The organism is Marinobacterium profundum (genome assembly GCF_001528745.1).
GTDB classification, from domain to species: Bacteria; Pseudomonadota; Gammaproteobacteria; order Pseudomonadales; family Balneatricaceae; genus Marinobacterium_A; species Marinobacterium_A profundum.
In genome coordinates this window covers 1-1,410 of sequence record NZ_BCNS01000150.1, presented here as the reverse complement: position 1 = coordinate 1,410, position 1,410 = coordinate 1, and the positions used below count along the sequence as shown (strand labels likewise).

The window sequence follows — 1,410 nt, the reverse complement described above, 5'->3', positions numbered from 1 at the left end:
CGGGGTGGAGCCGGTAAAGGTCACTTTCTTGACGATGGGGTTGGAGGTCATCTCGCCACCGATGGCGGGCGCATCAGCACCCGGCAGCACGCTGAACAGACCCGCCGGGACACCGGCACGCTCCGCCAGCACGGCCAAGGCCAGCGCAGACAGCGGCGTTTCTGCCGCAGGTTTGACGACGATGGCGCAGCCCACTGCCAGCGCCGGCGCAACCTTGCGCGAAATCATGGCGTTGGGGAAGTTCCAGGGCGTAATGGCCGCAACCACACCCACCGGCTGCTTGATAACGATGGAGCGACGGTCACTCTGTGACGGAATTACATCGCCGTAAACGCGCTTGGCTTCCTCACCGAACCACTCCACAAAGGAAGCGCCGTAGGCGATTTCGCCACGGGATTCCGCCAGCACCTTGCCCTGCTCCAGCGTCATGATCAGCGCCAAATCTTCCTGGTTCGCCATGATCAGCTCAAACCAGCGACGCAGCACAGCCGAACGCGTCTTGGCCGGCTGGGCTTTCCAGTCCTGCATCGCCAGATCCGCGGCCTCAATGGCGCGGCGGGTTTCAGCCGCCCCCACCGATGCGACATCCGCCAGGTGCTCACCATTGGCCGGATTGGTCACAGCAAAGGTAGCGCCATCGTCGGCGTCGACCCACTGACCATTGATGTAGGCCTGGGACTGCAGCAGGCTGGGATCTTGCAATGTGATACTCATAGCGTGTCGCCTCGATGGGGTTGGCTGGCCGGCGCCCCGTATCGGCGCCGGCTCAAAATCAGGCTGCTAGTTATAAGACAGGCTAGCCTTGCTTAATATGATGATTTAAAGAATCATACCTTTACATTTGCAATTGTATAACGCTATCCGGAGCACTATGGGCAAGCGCAAAACAGCAATCAGCGGCCAGCTGGCCGATATGGACCTGCGGCTGCTGCGGGTGTTTAAAACTGTAGCTGACTGTGGCGGCTTTACTGCCGCCGAGGTTGAACTCAATCTGGCCAACTCCACCATCTGCAACTATATGGCGGATCTGGAAAAACGCCTGGACATGCGCCTGTGTGAACGTGGCCGGGCGGGCTTTGGCCTCACCGAGCAGGGCAAGGTGGTGTACGAGGCCACCCAGGAGCTGCTGTCCGCACTGGATCAGTTTCGCAACCGGGTGAACCAGTCCCACGACCGCATCATGGGTCAGCTGGATCTGGGCTGCGCCGAGCACATGCTGGGGCTGCCACGCAGTTTTCTGGTGGATGCGCTGGGCCGTTTTGCCGACAAGGCCCCGGATGTGCGCATGCATATCGCCACCATGGCCTCGGATGATGTGGTGCCGGCGGTGATGGATGGCCGGGTGCAGATCGGTATCACTGTGCTGCATGGCGACATGCCGGGGCTTAAAAGTCTGAAGCTGTACGATGA

Annotated in this window: 2 protein-coding genes; one reads left to right on the top strand and one right to left on the bottom strand. The window is 60.5% G+C overall.

Features of this window, described 5'->3' with window-relative positions:
- Positions 1-714 (bottom strand): aldehyde dehydrogenase family protein (locus tag MPRO_RS17810; protein WP_158651861.1); only part of this gene is annotated, 714 nt, incomplete at its 3' end.
- 157 nt (positions 715-871) lie between these two features.
- Here MPRO_RS17810 and MPRO_RS17805 point away from each other — a divergent pair.
- The coding region (locus MPRO_RS17805) for a LysR family transcriptional regulator (protein WP_158651860.1) at positions 872-1,410 on the top strand (539 nt) is incomplete at its 3' end.